An 18,871-nucleotide genomic window follows, 5' to 3' on the forward strand; every position below is an offset into this window, starting at 1 on the left:
TTCGAGGTCGCTTCGCTTTGAGGTCGGTCGTCTTATCGCTTCGCTCCAAGACTCCCTTTGAGTTTTCGCATGAGCGTTCCCTCAGAGCACCTGTAGGGTGCGACCTCATTCCTCAAAGCGCCGAAGGCGCGAGCTCATTGCTATACGTGGTACTTCTTGAGGCTCGGTGCCTTTTCTTCAATCAACTTCATGATGCGGGCCACGGCGTCTGCACCGTTTGCGGTATCCTTCACGCTCACGAGCGGCTGGAACAAGGGGCTGTTGAACAGCGTGCCCAGCGGAATCGGGTTCTTGCGGCAGAATGTGATGTCGATAAAGTCGCGAGCATCCTTCTGCAGGTTGTGAGCCTTTTCCTTGTCGCCAGCTTGGAAAGCCTTGTACAAGTCTACGAAGGTCTTCGTTGCTTCGGGGATGTTGCCCGAAGCGCTGATGAGGCCCGTGCCGCCCATTTCGAGTAAGTCTGCGAAGAGTCCGTCTTCACCGCTCATCACGGCGAAGTCCTTGCCCTTCGTTTCCTTAATGACGCGCATCGTGTCTTCGTGGAACTTTTCGCCAAAGCCGAATTCGACGGCTTGCTTCAGACCGATGATGTTCTTGTCTTCGGCAAGTTCAATCAAGGTGTCGGGGTGCACGTAGCTGGAGGTGCGACCCGGAACGTTGTAAATCACGATCTTGGCGCCCGTCTCGCTGCTGAGCGTGCGGTAGTGCTTCAGGAGGCCTTCCTGCGGCGGGTTGTTGTAGTAGCCCGTGACGCAGAGGACTGCCACCGGGGCAATCTTCTGGACATTTTCAATCATTTCGATAGATTCGCGAGTGCAGTTGGAACCGGCACCGGCAATCACGGGCACGCGGCCGTCCACATAGTCGAGCGTAAACTTGATGACATCGAGGTGCTGCTGCGGAGAAACCGTCGCACTCTGACCCGTGGTCACGGCAGGGAGCACGCCACTTGCGCCGCCCGCGATCACATCGTCGATCATCTGGCCCATCTTCTTGTAGTCGATGGAGTTGCGAAGGTTCTTGGGGTCGTCGTTCTTGAGCGGGGTGAACAACGCGGGGAAAACACCAGTAAGTTGAGAAGCGTTAGTAATCTGCATAATGCCTATAATGTAGTAATTATTTATTCCACCTGTATTTTGGAAGACTTCAAAGGCTCTTTTTTCTATATTATGCAAAGGAATATAGAAGATTACATGTGGAGTCTTTCGTGAAAAAAAAGTGGTTTGGTTTATCGGCTAGGACTGCATCAATCGTTGCGGTTTTGCTGAGTGCCGTTTTGACATCGTGTTTTTTTGAATCTGACGATAATGGGCTCGAAAAGTGGCTTTCGGACCAGGGTATGCCCAGCAGCTACAAGGTGCAGACGCTCAGCGTGAGCAATCTGAAGCCTATGTCTGTTGAAACGCATCTGAGTACGTTCCCAAAATCAGCCGATGTCCATGCAGTTCTGGGACGCTCTGCGAACTTGACGCACGATCTGGTGCTGGATCTTGCTTTCATGCCGGACACTAGCTTCATGAAGAAACTTGCCAAGTCTGACACGTCGGGAGCGTTCCTTGCCATGTTCTGGTTGCGCCCCTATTACCAGGCAAAACAGTTCCCGAAGGATTCTGTACCCAAGGGCGAAGAAGTCGATGTAACCGTGAGCTGGAAGCTGGAACAGGGAAAAGATGATGATTTCCTAGATAGCATCGCTGACATTGCCGACAGCAGCTGGTACAAGAGCCTTTTGGAATGGAAAGCCGATGCGTCCGAAGACATTTCGCTCAAGATGAAGGTACCCAAGGGCGATACCGCACTCCGTATGGAACTCCCGTCTGCCTTGGTGGAATCGCTGAAGAAGGTGAAGGGTGCCGCTCATTTGCAGCTGCGCCTTTCCGCTCCCAAGTCGGGCCGCGCCTACAGGTTCTATGGCGATGCGACGAGTTTTCCGCCAAAACTTGCTCTCTATGCTGACTCGGTGAATGCGGTTTCACCGAACCCGGCTCGCATGGCGAATATCATTAGCAGCGAAGAGGAATGCGAGGAGTGCCCCATTTTGCATGGTGGAGTTTACGATTCAATTGTGGTGGAGCTCCCGCCTGAACCGATTCTTGAAGCCTTGTCCGATTTCTATGGCGACGATTTTCCCTATACCGAAGGCGATAAGGTCGATGTTCGCCAGACGGTGATTCATGCCGAACTTACGATGGCGCGCGACGACTCCAAGGGGCAAAACGAACTTGGACTGCCTATTCAGGTAGTGGTCGGTTCCTATGTGGATAGCGCCGACATGGTCATTCGCCGTATGGAATCCTATCGAGTGAACAACGATGTCGTTCTAGACGAGGGCCATCAGAATCTGGTGTTCCACGATGGCGACTCTCTTACGGTTCAGCTCACAAACGGTGTGCGTGACTTTGTAAACAAGGCGGGCGATGGCCGTTCAATGAAATTCATTATGCGCTTGGGCTACCCGTTCTTGCAGGAAAAGGACACGACCTATAGTGACTATAGGACGGTTGAAGGCGATACGGTTCGTCTCTACTTCTCCTACTTCGATTATGCCCGTTATGATTTCTCGACATCTGTGGATAATCCGATGTCCCTGAAACTTTGGCTTGCTTCCAAGCGGGGGGATGAATAATGAAAAAGTTGCTGCTCGCTTTAGGACTTATCTCTAGTTTTGCAAGTGCATCGATGATTGGCCTTGACGCCCTTGGTCAGGAACAAGTGATGGGTGGTACGGCCTCTGCTGCAGGTCGCGGTTTTGCAGGAAACGCGAAACCCGGTGATGCCGAAGGCCTTTCCGTGGTAAACCCGGCCCGTCTGGCATTTGATGCAAAGGTCGTTTTCAACTTGAACTTCTCGATGGAATTGGACGAAGCCCGCAAGAGAGGTCACCATTATTCGTTCTCCGATTTTTCACTCCCGTCTTTTAACCTGTCGTTTCCTATGGGTAATTATGGGGCCGTGGGTCTTTCGCTGTGGCAGCATTATTCGTCGTCGCTCAACGAGGAATTTGAAAACAAGAAGAACTCCTCCGATGTCAAGCTGGAATACCAGGGCAGTGTCTATGAACTAGTGCCGACTTATGCGATTCGCATTCCATTTTTCCGTTCGCTCTCTTTGGGTGCGTCGGCACACATGGTCATGGGCAATACTTCGAGAAATCTGACTTTGGGCGCCAATACGGACGATGTCGCGGACGAGGATTCCTGGGCGACCGGTAACTACAAGATTTCGGACTATGTCGACGGTACATGGGAAATCAAGGATCATCCGGCCTATTACACGGCGGCACTCCAGTATCGCGGAAAGATGGTGTCCTATTTCTTCTCTTTTACGACGGGCTATACCCTAGAAAATGTTCTAGACTACAACTTCAGGTTTAGCGAAATTGATACGCTTGCGGCAAATCGCTACACGCGTGAAGTCGAAGTCCCCGCTCTGCTTGCGACCGGTATCAACTACCGCTTGGCAAAGCGCCACAATGTGATGCTTGATTTGCTATGGCGAGCCTGGGACAAGGACATTGAAAACATTGCCGGAGGCTGGAGCATGCCTGAAGTGACGGAAACGCAGAAGGATGTGATGGTGGCTCTGGGATATCAATGTGACGGAAGCCCGCTTTTCTACGAGTCATACTGGAACCGTATCAATTACCGTGCCGGTGCGTGGTACAGGAGCTGGTACATTAAGGACGTGTTTGAAGTGGGAGGCTCCCTGGGTGGTGGGTTCCCGCTTGGCCGCAAGGGAACGACTCTCGATGTCGCCTTGCAAGGTGGTAAACGTTTTGCCGATACCGATACGCAATGGGAAGAGATGTTTATTGGACTGAGAATCGGCTTGACAGGCATTGCCACGTGGGGGATGGAACGCCGTTAGGATTTTTAACGAAGGAGGCCTAGCATGGCTGTAAAAAAAGTAAAAGAGATAGCAGAAAAAGTGACCGACAAGGTCAAGAAGGTTAAGGCTGCGACCGAAACCGCTGCCAAGGAAAAGGTGGCGAAGGTTGCCGCAAAGAAGGCCGCGACAAAGACTGCGACGATCAAGACGATGAAGGATGCCGAAGAGAAGGCTGTAAAGGCTGTGGCCAAAGTGAAGAAGGCGGCCGCGACGAAGGTGTCCAAGATTTCCGCCGAAGTGAAGAAGGTGGCTGCCAAGAAGACTACGACCACAAAGACTGCGACTGCCAAGACGACCGCATCTAAAACCACTTCCACCAAGGCTGTAGCTACCAAGCCTGTCGCAGCAAGGACTGCCGCCAAGTCTGCCAAGGCATCCGAAAAGGATGTGGCTTCGATGGCACAGTCCTTCGACGCCGAATACCTGGTGCTCATGCAGAAGGATCCGAATTGGATGCATGCCTTCTGGGAGGTTTCTGAAAGTAGAATCAATGAAGCGAAGAAGGGCAAGGGGAAAATCGTTCTTCGTTTGTTTGATATCGCTGGCGACCTTACGGTACAGCGCAGCAAGAAGCGCAAGTTCCGTGACATCGAAGTGCCCGCCAACGCTCGCAGCTGGTATGTCGAAAATACGGCTGGCAAGTCCTGCGTTGCCGTTCTCGGTGCTGTATCCGGCAAGAACTTCAAGCCGATTGTTGAATCGGCCCCGGTGATGACCTTTGACAAGTCCGCAGCCGCTCCCGCCGCAGACGATGCCTTTGCAAAGGCGTCCCTTGGCGGAAACACGCTCGGCAACTTCATGAGCTCAGGATTCTCCAGCCAGACCGCTGAATCCTGGCTCAAGCAGCTGGGTGGCAATTTCGGTAGCTCTTCGGAGTCGATGTTCTCGGGGGCACTTTCCAGTGCAGCCCTCCAGTCCAACAACATCGAAGTGTCCAAGGATTCCGTGAACTATGGCAAGGACTTCTTCCTGTGGGTGAAAACCCGCCTGATCGTTTACGGCGGAACCCGCCCCGATGCCCATTTGCAGGTGCGTGGCGAACCGTTCCCGCTGAATCCGGATGGCACATTCAGCTTCGAAGAAGACCTTCCCGATAGCACGAAGATCATTCCGGTGTTTGCAACCGACAAGGATGGCGATTTCCCGACGACCATCGTGCCGATCGTCGTGAAGCGTACGGAGTAATCCGCTTCAATGGGTGCCCCCGGTAAAATAGTTTTCCTGATGCACGCACATCTTCCGTTTGTGCGGCATCCGGAATATAAGCGCTTTTTCGAAGAGAACTGGCTGTTCGAGGCCATTGCCGAAACCTACCTGCCGCTAGTGCAGGCGATGCGGCGCCTTTTGGAAAAAGGCGTCCCCGGGACGCTCAACCTAAGCATTTCTCCGCCACTGATCGAGATGCTTTCTGACGAGAATTTGATTCAAAAATTTTCGGAGCATCTCAAGCGGCAGCTGGAACTGATTGAAAAGGAAGTGGCCCGCAATGCAGGGACAGATCTGGAATCGCTTTCCAGGTTTTACCTATCGCGGCAGCAGACTCTAATTGACTTGTGGGAAAATCGCATCCACCGCAATCTGCTCTCGGAATTTCTGGAGCTTGAAAAGGCGCACAAGCTGAACCTGTTGACATGCGTCGGAACGCACCCGTTCTTGCCCGCCTACCAGAGCGATCCTGCATCGATTCGTATGCAGCTCGATGTGACGGTGCGCTGCTTTGAACGAGCCTTCGGCCGTAAGCCCATGGGCGTGTGGCTTCCCGAATGTGGCTACTTCCCGGGACTTGACAAGTACCTTGCGGAATTCGGATTACATTACTTTTTCCTGGAAACCCATGGGGCGCTCCTTGCAACGCCCACTCCCAAGTACGGCGTGTTTACTCCGTTACGTACCACGCAAGGCCTTTACTGCATGGGCCGCGAGCAGAAAAGTTCCATGGAAGTCTGGAGCCGCCGTACAGGTTATCCGGGACATCCTGAATACCGCGAGTTCTTTACCGACATCGCAAAGGATCGCCCGCGCGACTACCTGGGAGAATATTTTTTCGCGGGCGATACGCCGATTGATACGGGTTTCAAGTACAACCGCATTACCGGCAGCGAACAGAAGGAAATTTATCGTCCGTGGAACGCGATGCGCCTGGCCGAAGACCACGCGCGGCTCTTCGTGGTGAATCGTGAAACGACGATTTCGGAACTCCTGGTGAACATGGATGGCAACCAGGCGGCAATGCTGTGCCCCTACGATGCTGAACTCTTTGGACACTGGTGGTTCGAAGGTCCGCTGTTCCTGGAATCGATGATGGAGCGTGCAGCCTCTTCGTCCGTAATTGAATTTGCAGGAGCGGACCAGGTGATGACTTCTTCTGCCGATCCCGAAGCGCACGAACCTGCATTTTCGAGCTGGGGCGAAGGTGGCTTTGGTTCTGTGTGGATCAACGGCGACACGGACAAGTATTATCCGCAGTCCTACCGCCTGCGTGCCATGATCGATCATCTGATGACCATTCGTGAAAAGATGGGGCGTGAAACTCCACGCGGAATGCTTCTGACTCGCTACATCAAGCAGATGGAACGCGAACTGATGCTGTTCCAGTCTTCGGACTGGGCGTTCATGATCCATAACCATTCTGCCGATGGCTATGCACGCCGCCGACTAGACGACCATTACAACAATGGCCATGCGCTGTTTGCCGAAGCGTGCAAGGCGATACTAAGAAATACGGATAAGCCTGCCGCCAATTCCATTTTGCCGAAGCTGGAAGAATCCGATAACATTTTCAGCTGGCTTTAGCCCTGCTAATATACAATGATGAAGTCCTTCAGTTTGCCGCTGTTGCCAGCCCTGAAGCGGTAGATTCCGGGCACCAATAGCGACTTCACATCGCGCTCATCGATGCAGTGCGTATTGTTGTCGTAATTAATTTTTGTCACCAGGTTCCCGCGGCGGTTTCGAATTTCAATGAAATCCTTGTTCTGTGGAAGTGGCGTGAAACAGAGTGATCCGTGACGCCATGGCGTAGGGTAGGCGCGCAGGGTGGAGTCCCTGACTTCGTAGGGAAGCTTCGTTTCTTCGGAGAATCGACTCAGAATCCAGACGGTGGAATCGATCCCGGTATCATTTCTGATGTCGCTATATGCAGAATCCACGCTGTTCAGCGTGGGCAGGTAGCGGATGGTGTAGGAGTCGCCCTTGATGATGGCAACGCTTGCTTTGCCTACAAAGTTGGACAGGTTTGGCTTGTCGCCCGTGTAGAAGTTGTAGGCGTAGTTTTCTGTCTCGGGAGGAGTCGTGAGCATGTTTGTGCTGATGTGCCTGAATTCTGGCCAGCTCGATTGGTCCTTGTTGATCAGGAAAGATTCGTTTGCGAGTTTCGCCCTCTTACCCGAGAAGGAAAGTCTGACCGCAAATTCGTGGAATAGCGAATCGGCAGAAAGGCCCTGTTTCTTGGCGGTTTGCGTCAACTGATATTCAAACGGCTGCACAGGGTTTTTGGAAAAGCTTTCCCAAATGGACTTGTCGAATTTCGGTGAGACATGGTTGTATAGGAAAAGGTATAAGGAGCTTAGGGCGTAGTCGCTACCGAGTTCGCTAATCGGTGTGCCAACTTGAGGTGCAATTTTCGACAGGTATTGTATGTAGTCGTCAATGTCGGGGTTGACGACTTCTTCTACTCCTGCTGCAGACGCCTCGAACCAGATTGAGCCTGCATTGGGAGACAGATAACGCACCTGTACGGCGTGGTAAAGTTCATGCGTGGTTGTGACGCGGAGCGCGTTACTCCATTTTTTTGCGTAGGAGTAGTTGTGGGGAATGTTGTAAATTTCAAGAGCGGGCTTGTTGTAGAAACAGCTCTTCCCATTGTAGCTGACGGAATCCCTAGACGAAGAAAATTCGCTTGGGTACATGAAATCGTTTTCAATCATGAGGGTGCTTGAATACGGCTCTTCCTCGCTAATCAATGTGATGGCGTAACATCCGTCTAGGCAGCGTCTCTTCAAAATGTAGGCGATGTCACGGAAAAGGGTCATTTCAACAACTTCCACAGGATAAAGTCCCTTTTCGACGCGCTGTTGGTAATGGTACGAGATTGAATCTCCCTGGGGCTTTAAGAGTCCGGTCTTTTGGATATGGAAGTTCCATGCGTCTTCAAGTGCTTTTGCAAGGGTATCCACATAGGCGGTCGTCGTTTTGTGTGGTCCATCGAGAGTGTAGAATATCTGGAAGTGCGTCGTTTTCTTTGTGTAGACGCTGTCGTAGTAGTCTTCTGTTTCGCAGTTGGGGTATATCGTGCGCGCTTCTTTGGAAGCCTGGATTGCTTTGACGTGGTGATGCGCACGGATGTTTTGGAACACTTCTGCGGTGCTGCAGTGAAAATGTGCAAAGGTGCTTGTTGCAACAAGCAGGACGAAGGCTAAAATTGCGAATGTCTTTTGCATCATGCCCCCGCCATTATTTTTTCTTCTGCCAAAATTTTAACGGCCCGTTCCTTCACCGAACTTGGAACGCTGAGCTCCTTTTGGTGCCAGGGCTTGATTCTCGCGTCTACAATCAGGGGGGCTTCGCATCCCCAATGCTTTTCCTTGGTGGATGCGTGGAAACCGTATATGTCCTTGGCGGGATCGGAACGCGTAAAGGTGAGCCACAAAAAGTCGTGAAGATTGGCAGGATCGAGTTCGTCCTGCGAATCGGCGCTATCGACTAGGGTAATCCATGGGTAGTTTTCGCGGTAAGTCCAGTTTTCAAGAGCGACTTCGATTTCGTGAACCGAAAAACCTGCGTTGCACTGCATCGCAAGGACTCCCGGCATGACAATTTTAATGCTTTCGATTCCTGGGATGTTCAGGCTATGCAAATCGGAATCGTCGCTACGCAACACCCTTCGGACAGTGCCTGCAGCGGCAAGAACTAGCTTGGACCCGTGATTGAGTCTTGCTCCGGTGTAGTCTAGGGTGTCAATGGTTGTTGCCGTCTGGAAGTGCAGATCGCGCCTGAGGTCAATCCGAGAAAGGATATGCGCAAAGAACCCAGGAATGTCGTAGACGTCTGTTTTCTTGTCGTCTTCTGTGGCGGCAATCATCAGGTACTTGGAAAGGCTCGCCTGGTTGAATCCGAGAAGGGCGTTTGCGGTTTTCAGCAACTCCATAGGCTCGCGGTCTTCAGCCTTGGCGTAAGGTAGAAAGCGTTCGTGGGCGAGCGCAAGGCAAAGTGGATGGACTCCTGCGTCATCGACGGCATGCAGCGCGACCAACCCCGGCACCGATGCGGGCACCATGGGCTTGGTGATGCGGTGGATGAAATCTCCGAACAAGGTGTCTTCTTGTGGCGGGCGACCGACAACGGTAAAGGGGAAAATGGCGTCTTTCTTGCAGAGTACCTTTTCCACTTTAAGGTATGGGAAGTCGTGTTTGCCGGAGTAGTAGCCGATATGGTCGCCGAAAGGCCCCTCCGGTTTCAGCTCGGGTTGGATTTCTCCGAGAATGCAGAATTCCGCATCGCTCGAAACCAGATAGCCATTATGGACAAAATAACGGAAACGCCTGCCGCCGAGCATTCCTGCAAACAGAAGTTCGCTTAGGTCTTCGGGCATCGGCATCACGGCTGCAACGGTGTGTGCTGGTGCCCCACCGATAAAGATGCTTACCTTGAGGGGTCGGCCTTCTTCAAGGGCCTTCTGATGATGCCTCGCGATATCACGTTTAATCTGATAGTGCAGACCACATTCGATATCTTGTTTGTAATCGTTTCCCGAAATCTGAACGCGGTACATTCCCACATTTGTCTTCATGACGCTCGACGATTCATCTGGGCGCGTCGCGACCTGCGGAAGTGTGATGAACGCACCGCCATCTTCGGGCCAGCAGACAAGCTGCGGCAGGTCCGAAAGCTTGCATTCGACAAAATCCTTGATGCTTCCGTTTTTTTTAGGGAGCGAATGGATGCCGGTGCGGGCTGCTCTTAGAAGGGTGCCGAAGTTCGCCTTCTTAAAGAATTCGACCGGGTTCGACTTGAAAAGTACTGCCGTCTGCGTCCCTTCGAGCGTGTCTCGGAACAGAAAGTCAATACGTTCCCGGGTCCCAAATATGTTACAGACTGCACGAAATGGGCTTTCCTTGACATGCTCAAAGAGTATGGCGGGCCCCTTGCGTTCAAAGGCCTGTCGGGCGATTTCTGCCATTTCTAGATACGGATCTACTTCGCGATGGATACGCTTTAGCATCCCTGCTTTTTCGAGATCCAGCAGTGCCTGTTTCAGGTCCTTGTACATGGTAATTTTATCCGGCGGTTGCGGACTGGTCGATGGCTACAAAGCCTTGGGTCTGTTTCTTGCTTTCGATGGCAAGAAGGGCGTCGCGCATGTCCTTGCGGCTTGCAACCGCATACACGATCGAGGCGCTTGCCATCACCTTGGCGAAAGTCTCTTCGGGGAACTCGCTGAAACCCTGGAACGAGAATTCGTCGTAGCAGGCGGTAAGGTTGCCTTCGTCAGTGAATTCATGTGTCGCGTTGAATCCGCGGAAGGGGCCCTTGTCGAGTCGGACAAGAATTTTACCATTGTTAAAGGAGCTGATGCGGCCCGTCCAGCAAATCTTTCTGAAGCCGACGACAACGGTGTAGCGGACGATTTCGCCCGCTTCGAGCGCCTTGGGCAAGGTGTAGTGGATGACGGGATTGTTGCCGATAGTCATGTTCATGGGGGCATAGCGCATGGTCTCCAGCATGTTTGCCAGAGTGTATTCCTGCCATGAAGTTTGACTGAATTGAACCATATGTGAGTAATTTAGTAAAAGGAATGTTGATAGATGGTGATTTTCTGCAAGAAATCGGCGATTTTGACTAGAATTCGAAATCGACGGCGCGGCGTTCTGTCACCACCTTTTTGACGAACGAAACGATAGCCAAGTGTTCTGGATGGTTCTGGTAAATATCGAGAGCGGCCTTGGTATGGAAGGTCGTGTCGAGGGCGATGTCGTATTCGGCGTCGTCGTTACCGAGTTCAGACTTGTTGAAGTTGAGTCCCGATTCAATGCTCAAAAGACCGGGAATTTTACCAGCCAGCGCATGGAAGGCATCAACCATCTTCTGTCCGTTCTCCTTAGCAGAAGCCCCTTCGGCTTCCTTTTTCAATTTCCAAAATACGATATGGCGAATCATGAATTCCTCTTGTTGTTATAAATTTCTTGGTATAGGTGGAGCTGTCGCTTAAAGCATTCATCCCAGCTGAATTTTTCGGCGTAGGCGCGAGCCTTCTGCTTTAGGTTGACCATGTCTGAATGGTAAAGCTCGATGATTGCTTCGGCGAGAGCCCTGGGGCTGCGTTCCTTAAGGATGCGGCCTGCCCCGGAGTTTCGAACGTGTTCAGCGGCGGCACCGGTGCTTGCGCCGATTTGGGCATTTCCGCATGCCATGCTTTCAAGGATGGAAAGACCAAAGGTTTCCCATCCTGACAGTGCCAGTCCAAGGTCGACGCTGGCGTAGATCTTGGCCATCTCGTCGATGGAAGAGATGAAACCGGCGTATTGAACGTAAGGATAGTTCTGGGCTGCAAGGCGGACCTGCGGGAGGTATGGGCCGGTGCCCGCAAAGACAAGCGTAGGTTCGCAGCCGAGCCTGTTGGTAATGATGGGGTAGGCGGCGAGCAGGAGCTCGATTCCCTTTTCTTCGCAGAACCGATGCGGGAAAAAGATGGTAAGGCGCTCCGGATTGCCTGCTTTCAGTTTTTGGACCAGGGCCTCGTCGCGCTTGGCAGGCGAGAACATCTGAATATCGCAGCCTAGCGGAATCCAGTAGCTTTTGGGCATGTGGTGTCTTTCTAGCCGCTTCAGGACTTCGTCGCAGGAAACCTGGATGCCATCGTAGCGCTTGAATTCCTTACGTGCATACCAGAAAGCGAGCTTCTTGCAAATGACCCCGAGAGCCTTTCCGAATTTGTTTGTAACGGGCCGCTGCACATAGGTAATCGGAAAGTCGGCATGCCAGAAACTGAGCAGGACTGCGTCAGGAACGATTTTCTTTGCGACTCGGCGCACCAGTGTCGGGAGTAGGTAGGGGGAGCCGACCTCGATGACCTGCGGCTTGTACTTTTCCAGCACAGGCTTTATCTGAGAAGGCTTCCACATGAAGCGGTACTCCCACTTGCCCGGGAAGCGGAAAGCCTTTACGTGTTCGATGATGAGCCCGTCACTTTTCTTTTCGGTGAACGTCTTGGAATCGGGCATCACGAAGACCGAAAGCACTTCCTGCTGCTTTTCGTAGAAGGCCATCTTCTGCAAGTGGTAGCGCCGGACGCCACCGCCAGAGGGGCTCCAGAAATTATTGAAATCGACAATCGTGAACATTAGCCGAGTTCTATCTCTTCTTGCATGCGGTTGGACAGCGGGTCGATTGAGAGCGTCCCCTGGTAAAGCTGGTTATTGCCAAGACGCTTGGAATCGACCGACAGGAACATGTTGCCGCCCTTGGATTCGAGCCAGTAGATGGCGTCGGAATCGCGCAGGTAGGCGCGCGGTCCGATAAGTCCTTGTTCAGAATCAACCAGCTCTCCGCCGATAAACATCGGAATGTCGAGCGCCTTGTACAAGTCGAGGATGACGGAGGAACGACGTTCGTGGATGTCGGAAAGGTCGGCATGGTCGGAAACCTTCAGGTGGTCGATGCCATCAACGATGACGACCAGGTTCGAATGTTCCTTGACTTCTTCCTTCAAGGTCGACAGTAGTTCGCGGTTGTCGAAGGACGGCTGGTCTTCCCAGATTTCAAGCCTGTTGCTGCGCACGAAACCCATCAGGTCGCGCGTCGCTTCGAGGATCTTCTGGTTCACGGATTCGTCTTCGCTCTGCTTGCGAACCGTAAGCACCGATTCACCGATGAGCATGGCGACAAGCCTGTCGAAAATCTGGCGGCGCGGGGTTTCGAGCGCGATATAGATCAGCTTCAGTTTCGGATTGCTCTGAACCAGGTCGAGAGCGATGCTGGAAAGGAGCGTCGTCTTTAAGCCGAAAGGCTTCGACGAAACATAGAAGCAGCCGGACTGGATACCGTCAATTTCGTGGGTCAACTTCGGGAATGTATTTAGCGAGTAGCCGACGCTCACATCCGGTGGGCATCCCATGGCGGTATCGAAGTTTTCCTTGATGTCCTGCAGCAGCATGGAGCGGCGGTGCGTGTGCACCGTATCCTCTTCGGTTTCCTTGACCAGGGAAATCAGCTGGTCTGCGCCGTTCTTGCGGATGACCTGGTCTACTGTTTCGCCCTTCGGCAAAATGATGGACTTGAATTTGAGTCCCAGGTCTTCGGACATCTTCAGGTATTTCTGGATGCGGTATTCCTGCTCCCTGCGGTCCTGTTCGCGACGGAGGATGACGCATACTTCCTCGGCTCCGCAGGCCTTCAGCTTGTACAGGTGGCTCAGGGAGAGCTCCTGGTACATGGTCGAGACGACTCCGGGAATGCCCGCAAGGTCTGCGGTAAGGGCGTCAAAGAAACCTTCGACGATCAGCGGCTTGCTGTTGTCCGGCTGAATATTGAAGGGGATGTCGCCCGGACCCGAGGCGTAAGAAATGTAACGGTGCGGGCTGTCGGCATCGTCGAGGACGCGGCCATAAACGGAGTGGATCAGTCCCTTGGAATTTCGTGCGGGAATTGTGATTCGCGGCTCGTGGTAGGCTTCGAGATTGTCGAGGTAGAAGCTGATTTCATGGCGCTCGATGCCCGAAAGCATGCAATAGCTGACAAACGGTTCCGGATCACCGCTGTAGTATCCAAGACCGTAAAGCTGAGCCTGACCGATGCTCCAGCCACGGGCGCTCAAAAAGTCCGCAGAAGACGGGCTCTTGCAGGCGGCCCAGTGGCAGTAGCGGACGAAGCTTTCGAGAACCTTGGACTTTTCGCCGCCGATTTCTTTTATCCATGGATGTTCGTCCTGCTTGTTGTCGTGCTCGGGTTCAAGTGTTCCTAAAAAGTCAACGGCTTCTGCACGTGCTGCTTGTTCTTCGAGTCCGTTGAAGCGGCTGCGCATTACAAATTCGACCAGGTCGCCTTCGCTTCCGCACTGCAAGCAGCGGTAGCGCCAGTAACCTAGGGCGTCATAAAAGAACAAGGATGTTTCTTCGGGAGAATGAAACGGGCAGCATGCTATGAGATTTCTGCCCCAACGACTCAGGGGAATTCCCAACTGTCTAGGGTGGGTCTTAGCACGCATGATGATTCCGGCATGTTCTTGATCGATAAGCATCAGTGACCTCGTTCGTTATGTTCAAAATCTAGTATTTTTTTTAATTTTTAGACTATGATTGTCCTTGGAATTGACCCCGGTTCCATTACCACCGGATATGCCTTTTTAGACACCTCTGCCAATGTTCCAAAAATTCTGGAGTATGGGACATTACATGCACCCGCCAACCAGGCGCTAGAGGATCGTCTGCTTCATATCGTGAGCGAACTGGAAAAACTTTTGGACAAGTATAAGCCCGTGTCTCTTGGAATGGAAGGGGTGTTCTTTGCAAAGAATGCAAGGAGTGCCTTGGTGCTTGGCCATATCCGTGGCGCAATCCTGGTAGCATGCCGCAAACACGGGCTCAGTTACAGCGAGTACAGCCCCCGCGTCGTAAAACAGGCCGTCACCGGAGATGGTGGCGCATCCAAGGAGCAGGTGGCGAACATGATTTTTGCGCGACTTGGAATCAGGGGTGAGGGCCTTCCGCTCGATGCATCCGACGCCCTTGCCATTGCGTGGACTCACGCATCACCGTCGCCGCTTGACGAATCCATCTCAAAGGCTTTGGGTAAAAAGCGCACCTCTACGCGTAAGAAAAAGGCAACGACCAAGCAGTGGATGGACTTGATCGAAAAAATGGGAGGACATATCTAATGGATTGCTATGGCTTGCGTCCGGTTGATTCTTCTGATTTTATAGACATTGACGGATATGTTGTTGATAGACAAATTATCAAAAGTTTGAATAAATTAAAAGCATCGCTTGCGAAAGCGGGTTTTGCACTGCGTATTGAGTCTGCGTATCGCCCCTTTGAGCGTCAGTTGTCTATCTGGAATCGCAAGGCGGGGGGGGAGCTTAAGCTGCTGAATGCCGAAGGACTCCCCATGGAGCGCCCGCAGGACGAAGAACAGCTGATGTATGCCATTTTGACCTGGTCGGCGCTCCCTGGTGCAAGCCGTCACCACCTGGGAACCGATATTGATGTGGTCGATGGAAACGCCTGCCCGGAAGGTTACGAGGTGGAACTCACTCCCGCCGAATGTGACGGCATGTTCCGCCCCTTCCATGAAAAGCTTTCGGAACTGATCGGGGTGGCGGAGTCCTTCGGCTTTGATCGTGTCTTTGTGCCTGGTCGCGGAAAAATCCAGCCCGAAAAGTGGCACATTGCGCACTTGCCGACCTCGCGGAAGTATCTGGAAAATTTCTCGCTTTCCGAATTGCGTGCCCTTTACGAAAAGATCGATATCGCCTGCAAGTCAGCCCTGCTCGACAACCTCGAGAGCCTTGCCCGCGATTACATCTATCCCTATTTTGTCTAGGTGGCGTTTATGCCTCGTTCTACCTTGCTTCTCCCGTTCAAAGAATATGGCAAGTCCGTCTTGGGAACATCTCTTCGCTATATTCCATGTTCAGGCACGTGCCGCTTGCTTGTTGTGGCTGGAATTCATGGTGAAGAGTCTGAAACGACATTTCTTTTGAGCCGGGTACTTCGTTTTTTTGAACGTCCCTTTGAGTCAATAGCCTATGTCCTGTGCGCCAATCCCGACGGTATGACGCTTGGAACTCGCGCCAATGCAAATGGGGTGGACTTGAACCGAAACTTTCCGACAACGAATTGGTCCTGTGAAACGGTCTATGCTCGCTCTGTTCTCGAGGCCCCCCGTGACACGGCCTATTCGACGGGAACTTCCCCTGGCAGTGAACCTGAAACGGCCTACCTGATTCGCTTGATAGGGAAACTTTCTCCCGAAGTCGTTCTTTCGATGCATGCCCCTATGGCCTGCGTCGATGCCCCTGAGCGCACATCCTTGGTGGATGGCTTGTGCGACGCCTTCAATCTCCCTTGGCGGCCCGATATTGGTTACCCTACGCCGGGAAGTCTTGGCACCTGGTGCAGGGAACAAAAAAGTCCAGGGTGCATTACCCTGGAACTTCCGAGAATGTCTTTAGAAGCCTTGTACGACCGCTACGCCGAAGCTTTTGCCGATTGGCTTAGCTGTTAGCGTCGTTCTTCTATCTTGTTCTTTTCTGCGTTTTCGATGATTCTCTTGCGCTGGACCAGCCCGACGGTAAATCCGATAATCAGGTAAGAGGAGCAAAGAATCAAAAGGTATTCCAGAATAAACGGGACCTTTTCGGAAATGAACATGAATCCGCAGATGTAGGTGATGACGATCAGGATTGCCTGGCCGATGTTGAACAGTTGGTTCCTGCGCGGTTGCAGCTTGGGCAAGAACAGCGGGCTTACCATCAAAATTCCGGTAATCAGCATGACGAACACTGGGAGAAAAATCATGGTCGATTCGGTGTTTTCAAACAGGCCCTTGGACTTCAGGAACACAACCAGAATGGCGTTGATCGCACCGGCGAAGGTGGACGGAAGGCCAGAGAAGTGGTGGTGGTAGGTGTCGGAGTCGCAGGCGTTGTACTTCGCAAGACGCATGGCGGCGCAGAGCACGTAGATGGCAAATGTCACAATCAGAAGAACTCCGTTTGCCTGGAACCAATCGGGACACAGTGTCTTGTAGGTAAAGAAGACTGTAAATGCGGGAGCGAGACCAAATGCGATCAAGTCGGCAAGGCTATCGAACTGGGCTCCGAACTCGGAACTGGCGTTCACGAGTCTTGCCGCAAAACCATCGAGCTTGTCCAGCAGAACGCTCAGGATGATGAAGTATGCGCCCATACGGATGGAGTCTACATTAAAAAAGGTACTGAATGCTCCGGTGGTCCAGCAGATGGCAAAAACACCAAGCAAGAAATTCATGCTTGTAAAGGCATTCGGCAAAATAAAACGAGACTTACCCATAAAAAACCTCCACTATCAAGTGTTAGTGAAAAGATAGATAATTTATGGAAATTTGGATATTGAACTCAGACTTGACAGGAACGTTAAGGTCCTGTCAGCTACTTTGTGGGCTTGATGCTCCATAGAGCCTTGACCCCTGCAGCAACAACCAGACTCTGTGGCGGAGCGTAGGGATTTTCTTCGGTGGGGAAGTTGCCCCAGTGCTTGGTCGAGAACTGGTAGTATTGGGTCGGACGGTACATCACCGGGAGAACAGGAATCGTTTCCATGAAAATACGGTTCAATTCGCGGTAGGCGTCTTTCAGTTCCTTTTCGTCGGTGAGAGCCGGAATCTTTTGCAACAGCTTGTCAGCCTGGTCGTTCTTGTAGCGACCCTGGTTGGCAAAAGCTTCTTCTCCGACAGCCTTGTAGGATACAGATCCCATCACCTGTTCAAAGCGGTTCCACGGAGAGGCTGCAGAAAGTTCTGCGGTTTGCGTCTTCATGGCTAGGTCGAAAGTTCCTAGGCGGAGATCCTTGTCCCAGACGCTGTAGTCGACAAACTTTTCCTCGGCTGCAAGTCCGACGTCGTGCAGGGATTCGACAATAACCTTGATGGCGTCTTCCCAGTCGGTCCAGCCCTGCGGGCATTCCACGGTGAAGCTGCGGACCGGTTCACCCTTCTTGTCAAGGAGCTTGCCGTTGTCGTCCCAGGAGTAGCCGGCATCCTTCAGGATGGACTTCGCCTTTTCGATATCGTAGGAGTAGCCGTACTTGTCGGCATCTTCCTTGTTGAAGTACTTGGATTCCGTTCCGAAGGGAAGGATGAATCCCGGCTGGATGACCGGCGTGTAGTTGGATACGGCGCGGGATTTGATCTTTTCAAAATTGATTGCGTGGACCATGGCGCGGCGGAGTGCTATGTCGTTAAATGGGGCGCGCTGGTGCGATATGAAAAGTGTGGTGATGGAGCCTGGCAGGTGGTAGGGTTCGTTTCGGCTCCAAGCACGGATGCTGTCCTTGGCCTTGTCCCAGATGCGCGGAAGGAACACAGAGGAAATGTCCAGATTGCCCTTTGCCATGGCGCTGTTGAAATGGTTGTTGCCGTTGTAAAGGGAGTGGATAATGTACTTGGGAGCGGGTTTCTGGCCGCTGTACTTGTAATTACCCCAGTAGTTGTCGTTCCTTTCTAGGACGATCTGGTCGGGCGAGTAGGTCTTGAGGTTGTAGGGACCAGATACCACCGGCACCGAGTCGTTCTTGAATTCCGTGATGAGATTCATGTCGTAGCTCTTGCCGGACTTCGCCCCTTGGATCAAGGGCTCGAAAACAGACTTGGGGATGATCGATGTTTCCGCAAGGGCATTCAGGATGATGAGCGGGTTCTTGTTCTTTGCGAAATGGAAGGAAATGTTGTTTTCGCCGTCGTTGGTAACCTTGCTCAAGAATTTCCAGTTGCCATGGCGCGGGGTGGGGAGAAGGGAGTCTACTTTAAAGGTGAACAGGACGTCATCGACTGTAACCGGCGAACCGTCGCTCCATTTGGCCTTCGGATCCAGATGCACCGTGATTTTGTCTTCGCTGCTGGTATAGCTGTCGGCAAGCATCGGTTCTAGCTTACCGTTCAGCTGGTTGTAGACGAGGAGTGCTTCGTAGGTGATTCTGCAGTTCCCGTCGATAGGAAAGTTGGGATCGTAGTCTAGAGGGTTGAACGTCGAAGGAGGGGCCCAGTCAAAACCGCCGATATACAGCGTTTCACTGCGGTCGTATTCTGAACTGCTCTTTTCCGTTGTCTTGCTTTCTTCGTTGCAAGCCACAAGAAGCAGAGAAAGTAGGGCTGTTCCCCATATGAATGTCTTTTTTGCTTTCATAACGTTCAATGAATTCATCCTATTCAGTTTATACATAAATTTAGTGTGTTTTTTCTTAAAAAACCACCAAAAATTGTTTACAAGTCAAAAAAAAAGGCAGTTTTTTGA

At 52.2% G+C, this 18,871-nt stretch carries 16 protein-coding genes; 7 read left to right on the forward strand and 9 right to left on the reverse strand.

The features are described from left to right. Positions 1-140: 140 nt before the first annotated feature. A complete protein-coding gene (dapA, locus tag ACKI61_RS09105; RefSeq protein WP_407457419.1) occupies positions 141-1,097 on the reverse strand; it encodes a 4-hydroxy-tetrahydrodipicolinate synthase in 957 nt (318 codons plus the stop codon). 110 nt (positions 1,098-1,207) lie between these two features. Here dapA and ACKI61_RS09110 point away from each other — a divergent pair, with 110 nt between their 5' ends. Genes ACKI61_RS09110 through ACKI61_RS09125 form a run of 4 tightly spaced genes read left to right on the forward strand, consistent with a single transcriptional unit; the run spans position 1,208 to position 6,681 of the window. Continuing rightward, positions 1,208-2,626, forward strand: a complete 1,419-nt coding sequence (locus ACKI61_RS09110; protein ID WP_407457420.1) for a hypothetical protein — start codon at positions 1,208-1,210, stop codon at positions 2,624-2,626. Next, positions 2,626-3,867 carry a hypothetical protein gene (locus ACKI61_RS09115; RefSeq protein ID WP_407457421.1) on the forward strand — a complete coding sequence of 414 codons (1,242 nt, stop codon included), beginning with the start codon at positions 2,626-2,628 and terminating at the stop codon, positions 3,865-3,867. Before ACKI61_RS09110 ends, ACKI61_RS09115 begins: the two co-directional genes overlap by 1 nt. 24 nt (positions 3,868-3,891) lie before the next feature. Then, positions 3,892-5,073 carry a DUF4912 domain-containing protein gene (locus ACKI61_RS09120; protein WP_407457422.1) on the forward strand — a complete coding sequence of 394 codons (1,182 nt, stop codon included), beginning with the start codon at positions 3,892-3,894 and terminating at the stop codon, positions 5,071-5,073. A 39-nt stretch (positions 5,074-5,112) separates the two neighbouring features. Then, on the forward strand, positions 5,113-6,681 hold the full coding sequence (locus ACKI61_RS09125; RefSeq protein WP_407457423.1) for a glycoside hydrolase family 57 protein: 1,569 nt from the start codon (positions 5,113-5,115) through the stop codon (positions 6,679-6,681). 5 nt (positions 6,682-6,686) lie between these two features. Here the strand turns inward: ACKI61_RS09125 and ACKI61_RS09130 are convergent, their stop codons facing one another. The 6 genes from ACKI61_RS09130 to ACKI61_RS09155 all read right to left on the reverse strand — a co-directional run bounded on the left by ACKI61_RS09130 (position 6,687) and on the right by ACKI61_RS09155 (position 14,122). Next, positions 6,687-8,327 (reverse strand): hypothetical protein, encoded by a 1,641-nt coding sequence (locus ACKI61_RS09130; RefSeq protein ID WP_407457424.1) that lies wholly within the window; start codon positions 8,325-8,327, stop codon positions 6,687-6,689. Continuing rightward, the gene (locus ACKI61_RS09135; RefSeq protein WP_407457425.1) at positions 8,327-10,156 is read right to left on the reverse strand and encodes a UbiD family decarboxylase; all 1,830 of its coding nucleotides are present in this window, start codon (positions 10,154-10,156) and stop codon (positions 8,327-8,329) included. Before ACKI61_RS09135 ends, ACKI61_RS09130 begins: the two co-directional genes overlap by 1 nt. A gap of 7 nt (positions 10,157-10,163) precedes the next feature. Then, positions 10,164-10,658 (reverse strand): hypothetical protein, encoded by a 495-nt coding sequence (locus ACKI61_RS09140; protein WP_407457426.1) that lies wholly within the window; start codon positions 10,656-10,658, stop codon positions 10,164-10,166. 67 nt (positions 10,659-10,725) lie between these two features. Beyond that, positions 10,726-11,043 carry a Dabb family protein gene (locus ACKI61_RS09145; RefSeq protein ID WP_407457427.1) on the reverse strand — a complete coding sequence of 106 codons (318 nt, stop codon included), beginning with the start codon at positions 11,041-11,043 and terminating at the stop codon, positions 10,726-10,728. Then, positions 11,040-12,227: a glycosyltransferase gene (locus tag ACKI61_RS09150; protein ID WP_407457428.1), complete on the reverse strand. Its 1,188-nt coding sequence runs from the start codon at positions 12,225-12,227 to the stop codon at positions 11,040-11,042. The genes ACKI61_RS09145 and ACKI61_RS09150 overlap by 4 nt, the downstream gene beginning before the upstream one ends. Then, complete coding sequence (locus ACKI61_RS09155; protein WP_407457429.1) at positions 12,227-14,122, reverse strand: CHC2 zinc finger domain-containing protein; 1,896 nt, start codon at positions 14,120-14,122, stop codon at positions 12,227-12,229. Before ACKI61_RS09155 ends, ACKI61_RS09150 begins: the two co-directional genes overlap by 1 nt. A gap of 54 nt (positions 14,123-14,176) precedes the next feature. On the opposite strand from ACKI61_RS09155, the gene ruvC reads away from it, so the two are divergent. The 3 genes from ruvC to mpaA are packed head-to-tail and all read left to right on the forward strand — an operon-like array spanning position 14,177 to position 16,107. Continuing rightward, the gene (ruvC, locus tag ACKI61_RS09160) at positions 14,177-14,758 is read left to right on the forward strand and encodes a crossover junction endodeoxyribonuclease RuvC (protein WP_407457430.1); all 582 of its coding nucleotides are present in this window, start codon (positions 14,177-14,179) and stop codon (positions 14,756-14,758) included. Further along, positions 14,758-15,423: a M15 family metallopeptidase gene (locus ACKI61_RS09165; RefSeq protein WP_407457431.1), complete on the forward strand. Its 666-nt coding sequence runs from the start codon at positions 14,758-14,760 to the stop codon at positions 15,421-15,423. The genes ruvC and ACKI61_RS09165 overlap by 1 nt, the downstream gene beginning before the upstream one ends. Positions 15,424-15,432: 9 nt before the next feature. Beyond that, positions 15,433-16,107, forward strand: coding sequence for a murein tripeptide amidase MpaA (gene mpaA / locus ACKI61_RS09170; protein WP_407457432.1), 675 nt, complete (start codon positions 15,433-15,435; stop codon positions 16,105-16,107). On the opposite strand, the gene ACKI61_RS09175 is transcribed toward mpaA, so the two are convergent. Next, positions 16,104-16,913, reverse strand: coding sequence for a CDP-alcohol phosphatidyltransferase family protein (locus ACKI61_RS09175; RefSeq protein WP_407457433.1), 810 nt, complete (start codon positions 16,911-16,913; stop codon positions 16,104-16,106). The genes mpaA and ACKI61_RS09175 overlap by 4 nt on opposite strands. A 98-nt stretch (positions 16,914-17,011) precedes the next feature. Continuing rightward, positions 17,012-18,763 (reverse strand): ABC transporter substrate-binding protein, encoded by a 1,752-nt coding sequence (locus tag ACKI61_RS09180; RefSeq protein WP_407457461.1) that lies wholly within the window; start codon positions 18,761-18,763, stop codon positions 17,012-17,014. Positions 18,764-18,871 lie beyond the last annotated feature (108 nt).

The organism is Fibrobacter sp. (assembly GCF_045601785.1).
Taxonomy (GTDB): Bacteria; Fibrobacterota; Fibrobacteria; order Fibrobacterales; family Fibrobacteraceae; genus Fibrobacter.